Annotated in this window: 6 protein-coding genes and 1 pseudogene; 1 reads left to right on the forward strand and 6 read right to left on the reverse strand. The window is 69.7% G+C overall.

What is annotated here, in order from left to right:
* Nucleotides 1-1,434 (forward strand): molecular chaperone DnaK (gene dnaK / locus ACWCQ6_RS35335; RefSeq protein WP_451096343.1); only part of this gene is annotated, 1,434 nt, incomplete at its 5' end.
* 10 nt (nt 1,435-1,444) lie between these two features.
* On the opposite strand, the pseudogene ACWCQ6_RS35340 reads toward dnaK, so the two are convergent.
* The 6 genes and pseudogenes from ACWCQ6_RS35340 to ACWCQ6_RS35365 form a co-directional block, all read right to left on the reverse strand.
* Nucleotides 1,445-1,876 (reverse strand): annotated as a pseudogene (locus tag ACWCQ6_RS35340) (transposase); the annotation flags it as partial.
* Between the two features lie 154 nt (nt 1,877-2,030).
* Nucleotides 2,031-2,780 carry an alpha/beta fold hydrolase gene (locus ACWCQ6_RS35345; protein ID WP_451096345.1) on the reverse strand — a complete coding sequence of 250 codons (750 nt, stop codon included), beginning with the start codon at nt 2,778-2,780 and terminating at the stop codon, nt 2,031-2,033.
* Nucleotides 2,781-2,786: 6 nt separating this feature from the next.
* Entirely contained in the window at nt 2,787-4,076 is a 1,290-nt protein-coding gene (locus tag ACWCQ6_RS35350) for a branched-chain amino acid aminotransferase (RefSeq protein ID WP_451096347.1), read from the reverse strand.
* The gene (locus tag ACWCQ6_RS35355) at nt 3,961-4,314 is read right to left on the reverse strand and encodes a nuclear transport factor 2 family protein (protein WP_451096349.1); all 354 of its coding nucleotides are present in this window, start codon (nt 4,312-4,314) and stop codon (nt 3,961-3,963) included. The genes ACWCQ6_RS35350 and ACWCQ6_RS35355 overlap by 116 nt, the downstream gene beginning before the upstream one ends.
* 136 nt (nt 4,315-4,450) lie before the next feature.
* On the reverse strand, nt 4,451-5,218 hold the full coding sequence (locus ACWCQ6_RS35360; protein WP_451096351.1) for a thioesterase II family protein: 768 nt from the start codon (nt 5,216-5,218) through the stop codon (nt 4,451-4,453).
* A gap of 67 nt (nt 5,219-5,285) precedes the next feature.
* Nucleotides 5,286-5,717: phosphopantetheine-binding protein (locus tag ACWCQ6_RS35365; protein WP_451096353.1), on the reverse strand; the 432-nt coding region annotated here is incomplete at its 5' end.

Here is a 5,717-nt window from a genome sequence, read left to right on the forward strand (position 1 = left end):
CTGAAGGTGCTGCGGATCATCAACGAGCCGACAGCAGCGGCGCTCGCATACGGTCTGGACAAGGAGCGGGACCAGACGATCCTGGTGTTCGACCTGGGTGGCGGCACCTTCGACGTCTCGCTGTTGGAGATCGGCGAGGGCGTGGTGGAGGTGAAGTCCACCAACGGTGACACGCACCTGGGTGGTGACGACTGGGACCAGCGGATCGTCGACCATCTGACCAAGCAGTTCAAGAACGCGTACGGTATCGACTTGTCCAAGGACAAGATGGCCACGCAGCGGCTGCGCGAGGCGGCGGAGAAAGCGAAGATCGAGCTGTCCGCAGCGACGGAGACGACGATCAGCCTGCCGTATATCACCGCGTCGTCCGAGGGTGCGCTGCATCTGGACGAGAAGCTGACGCGCGCCCACTTCAAGCAGCTCACTCAGGACCTGCTGGACCGCTGTAAGGGCCCGTTCCACAGCGCGATCAAGGACGCGGGGATCTCTGTCTCGGCGATCAATCACGTGATTATGGTGGGCGGTTCCACGCGCATGCCCGCGGTGACCGATCTGGTCAGGGAGTTGACGGGGAGGGATCCGCACAAGGGTGTGAACCCGGACGAGGTCGTGGCCATCGGCGCGGCCCTGCAGGCCGGTGTGCTAAAGGGTGAGGTCAAGGACGTCCTGCTCCTCGACGTGACCCCGCTGTCCCTCGGTATCGAGACCAAGGGCGGCATCATGACCAAGCTGATCGAGCGCAACACCACGATCCCGACCAAGCGCTCCGAGATCTTCACGACGGCCGAGGACAACCAGCCGTCCGTGCAGATTCAGGTCTACCAGGGCGAGCGCGAGATCGCGGCGTACAACAAGAAGCTCGGGATGTTCGAGCTGACCGGTCTGCCGCCGGCCCCGCGCGGCGTCCCGCAGATCGAGGTCGGATTCGATATCGACGCCAACGGAATCATGCACGTGACCGCGAAGGACCTGGGCACGGGCAAGGAGCAGAAGATGACCGTCACCGGCGGCTCCGCCCTGCCGAAGGACGACATCGACCGCATGATGCGCGATGCGGAAGCACACGCCGAGGACGACCGGCGCCGCCGCGAGGCCGCCGAGACCCGCAACCAGGCCGAGCAGCTCGTCTACCAGACCGAGAAGCTCCTGTCCGACAACGCGGACAAGATCCCCGGTGACGTGAAGACCGAGACGGAGGCCGCCCTCGCGGACGTCAAGGAGAAGCTGAAGGGCGAGGACACCGTCGCGATCCGTACCGCCATGGAGAAGGCGGCCGCGGTCTCGCAGAAGATCGGCGGCGCCCTCTACGCCCAGGCACCGGGTGCCGGAAGCGACGCCGACTCCGCGTCCCAGGCCGGGCAAGGAAGCGACGAGGAGGAGGTCGTCGACGCGGAGATCGTCGACGACGAGAGGACGGAGGGAGGCGAGCGATGAACCGGCCGAGGGCCTGGGCGGTGGCCCGGTGCCGGTAGTAGCCGGCGCGGGACACACCCATCACCCGGCACAGCCGCTGCACGCCGAAGTCGGCGCGGTGACCGGAGGTGAAGTCCCAGCGGCGGTCCTTCACTTCACCTCCTCGGCGCAACAGGCGGCTGCCCGGCGCAGGATCTCGCGCTCCAGCTGCCACTCCTTCTGCCTTCAGCAGCCTGGCGTTCTCGGCCCGCAGCCGGGTCAGCTCCTCGGCCCGGCCCTCCAGGCCGTTCCCGCCACGAGCGGTCGACGCGGGTACTCCGCCGTCCTGGACCCACGTGCGCAGAGACCCGGCCGTGATCCCGAGATCCGCGGCCACCGCCGCATACGTGCGCTTGCCGCCCGCGCGATACAGCACGACGGCGTCCCTCCGGAACCCCTCCGAGCATGGAGACTGGCGTCCCACCTGGACATCCCTTCCTGGACCATCAAGATCCATTGTCAGGGTGTCCACTCCAAGGGATCAGCCTCAGACCAGCGGCTACCCCACGCCCTCCACCAGCTGGCCAACCCGAACCCCAGGTAAATGATCACCGGGAATCAAGCCGGTGGATCGGGGTTCAGGCGCGCAGGAAGTCGACGAGCAGCACGGAGATCTCCTTGGGGCGCTCCAGGCTGGGCAGATGACCGCCCCACGGCAGGTGCACGAGCCGCGCGTCGCTGATCCGGTCGGCCAGGTCCTGGGCCACGTCGTTGAAGTAGTTCATGTCATGCTTGCCCGTCACGATCAGTGTGCGCGCGGCGATCGCCGACGGCTCGAACTCGACCTCCAGCGGGTCGAACTCCTCCTCGGCGGCCAGCTGCACGTCATAGGCGTGCCGCTGCATGACGCGCACCAGCTCCCGGGTCTCCTCGTCGGCGTCCGGTCCCAGCCAGGTGCTGACGTTGAGTTCCACGGCCCCGTCCAGGTCGTCAGCATCGACCAGGGACTCCTCCTGCTCGTCGAACGAGTCCAGCTCCTCGGTGGACGGGTGGAGGGGCGAGCCGGCCGACAGCAGGGCCAGCGTGTTCACCCGCTCCGGCCAGCGCGCCGCGACCTCCAGGGCGACCCGTCCGCCGTAGGAAGCGCCGACGACCGCGGCCTTTTCGATGCCGAGCTCGTCGAGGAGTTCCAGCACGTCCTCCGCGTCGTTGCCCGGCTGGTGCGGCACGGGCGTCTCCCCGTACCCCCGGAAGTCGCACCGCACCACCCGGTAACCCGCGTCGATGAGGTCCTGCCACTGCGGCTCCCACATGCGCCGGTCACACGCGGAGGAGTGCAGGAGGACTACGGTGTCGCCGGTGCCCGCGATGTCGTAAGAAAGCGCCATGGGTCCCTATCCCTCGTTCCCGATGTTCTGGATGTTGTCGATGCTCTCGGGGCTTTCGGTGTGCTCGGTGCCCTCGATGAGCTGTCCCTCGACCAGCTGGGGTTGGCAGCGTACCCATCCTCGGCTGTCAACCGTGCGACCTTGGTGGATGTCAGTGAGCGCCGCCCTCAGCTCCATGGTCACCGGGCCCGGCTCGCCCCCGCCGATCAGCCACTCGCCTTCACCGTCGCGCACGTGCCCGACCGGTGTGACCAGCGCCGCCGTGCCGCAGGCGAACGTCTCGGTGATGACGCCCTCCTCGCTCTCCTTGCGCCACTGTTCGACCGAGATCCGCTCCTCCGCGACGGCAAGGCCCCGCTCCTGAGCGAGCATCAGCAGCGAGTACCGGGTGACGCCCGGGAGCAGCGTTCCGGTGAGCGCCGGGGTCACCACGGTGGCGTCCGGTCCGGTCCCGCGGACGAAGAAGAGGTTCATGCCGCCCATCTCCTCGACCCAGCGGTTCTCCACCGCGTCCAGCCACACCACCTGCCGGCAGCCGGCGTCGGCGGCCGCCTGCTGGGCGAGGAAGGCGCCCGCGTAGTTGCCGGCGCACTTGGCCTGGCCCGTACCGCCCGGGGCGGCCCGCGAGAACTCCCGGCTGATCAGCACCGACACCGGCTCAGGCCGGTCCGAGAAGAAACCGCCGGTCACGAAGCCCATGAGCAGGAAGGTGTACGCGCGGGCGAGGCGCAGCGCCAGGGAGGCCTCGCTGGCGAACAGCACCGGCCGCAGGTAGAGGCTCAAGCCCTCGTCGTCGGCCGGCAGCGCCCCGCCGTCCGCGCGGACGAACGCGTCGACCGCCTCCGGGAAGAGTTCCTCCGGCAGCTCCGGCATGGCCAGGCGCCGCGCCGACTGCTGGAAGCGGCGCGCGTGCGCCTCAGGCCGGAAGGTGCCGAGCGTGCCGTCCTGCCGGCGGTACACCTTCAGGCCCTCGAACACCACCTGCCCGTAGTGCAGCCCCGCCATCGCCGGGCTGATCCGCAGATTGCCGAAGGGCAGCACCCACCGGCGGCCGGCCCAGCCTGCCTCCGCGTCCCCGGAAAGCGTCACCATGTGGTCGGTGAATGTCTCGCCGAACTCGTGTCTCGTCGTCACCCTCGTCTCCTCATTCTCTGCGGTGCCGTGGCGCGGTGGTGCCGTGTCAGACGAGGGGCGCGAAGAAGAAGGTGTCGCGCGTGCGGAACGTTCCGTCGGCGGAGAACGTGAAGAAGTCGGCGAAGCGCAGCGACACCTCCAGCCCGTCGTGCAGCGTTCCATCGAACGTCCCGTGCACCGCGACGCCGTCCTCCCCCACCAGGGTGGCGGCCAAGGCGTGCCGCCCTTCCTTGATGGCCCGCTGTTCCCGGTAGAACCTCTCCAGCGCTTCCCTGCCGACCAGGGGATCGTAGCCGGGGCGGCGGTAGACCGCCGCCGGGTCGAAAAGCTCGACGAGCCCGGGCACATCGCCCTTGTCCACCAGCTCGTAGTAGTGGCGAATGCGCGCTTCCCTGTCCACCGTCAGCCTCCTCGGATACGTGTGCCAGTACGGGGTCGGTCGGTCACGAGCCCGGGTCACGGGCTCGGATGACGAGTGCGGCGGGCCCCGGGTCGCAGGCTCGACGCGGGGCACCGGTGCGGGATCGGGTACGGGCTCAGTCCCGCCGTGCCGGCCGGAGCGCGGCGTCACGGGCGACGCGCGTGACGTCGTCGAGCTGTTCGGTCAGATAGAAGTGCCCGCCCGGATAGCCGGTGGCCGTGAATGCCGCCGTCGTGAGCCCGCCCCACGCGCGCAGCATCGGCTCGGTCGTCGCCGGGTCCTCGGTACCGCCCAGCGCGGTCACCGGCACGGGCAGCGGCGGCCGCTCGACGAAGCGGTACGTCTCGCACAGCTCGTAGTCGGCCCGCAGGACCGGCAGCAGCAGCTCCAGCAGCTCCGGGTGTTGCAACACCTCACCCGCCGTGCCCTGCAGGCCCTCGATGTGCCGTGCCAGCCGGTCGTCCGGCAGCTGGTGCACGACCCCGTACACGGCCGGCCGCGGCAGGTTCGGCGCCCCGTAGCCCGAGACGACGAGATGGACCGGGGGCCGGCCGGCCCCCACCAGCTCGTGCGTCAGCTCGTACGCGAGCAGGGCGCCCATGCTGTGGCCGAACAGCGCGAACGGCTTGCCACCCGCGCGCTCCACTAGGTGCTCGCACAGTTCCCTGGCGATCTCGGCCGCCGAGGTGACCGGCGGCTCGGAGAACCGGGCCTCCCGGCCCGGCAACTGCACGGGCGCCACCTCGACGTCCGGGCCGACCCTGGCCTGCCACCCTCGGTACGCCGACGCGCCCGCGCCCGCGTGCGGCAGGCAGAACAGCCGCGCCACCGCGTCCGGTGCCGTCGTCTCCGCCGCGAACCAGCGGCCGGTCTTGGGCTTCACGTGCCTCTCCTCGTTCCGTGTTGCTGAGGCCGGCCCGCCTCCTGCGCCGGGCCGGCCGTGGTCGCGGTCAGTCCTCACGGGCCAGCCGCTCCTCGATCTCCTCGTCCGACAGGTCGCCGATCTCCGCGAGCAGCTGCTCCAGCTCGGCGACATCCGGAGTCGTCGCCTGCTCGGCCTCGGCGCGGGCGATCACGGCGGCCAGCTCCCGCATCCCCGGGTTCTCGAACAGCACCCGCAACGGCAGTTCGATGCGGAACTGTTCGCGGATGCGGGCCATCAGCTGGGTGGCCAGCAGGGAGTGCCCGCCGAGCTGGAAGAACTCGTCCTCCAGGCCGACCCGCTCGACACCGAGTACGTCGGCGAAGAGCAGCGCGAGCAGGTGCTCCTGGAGGGTGTTCGGCGCGACGTACTCCGAACGGTCCGCGAACACCGGCGCCGGGAGGGCAGCCCGGTCGACCTTGCCGTTCGCGGTGAGCGGCAGCGTCTCCAGCACCGTGAC

Source organism: Streptomyces sp. NPDC001880, assembly GCF_053594575.1.

Excerpts from the sequence above, each read along its gene's own strand:
- ACWCQ6_RS35345 (WP_451096345.1), bottom strand. The coding sequence starts at position 2,780 with ATGGCGCTTTCTTACGACATCGCGGGCACCGGCGACACCGTAGTCCTC.
- ACWCQ6_RS35350 (WP_451096347.1), bottom strand. The coding sequence starts at position 4,076 with ATGGAACGCTGCACGACGGGCTGGAGGTGTCGCTGCGCTTCGCCGACT.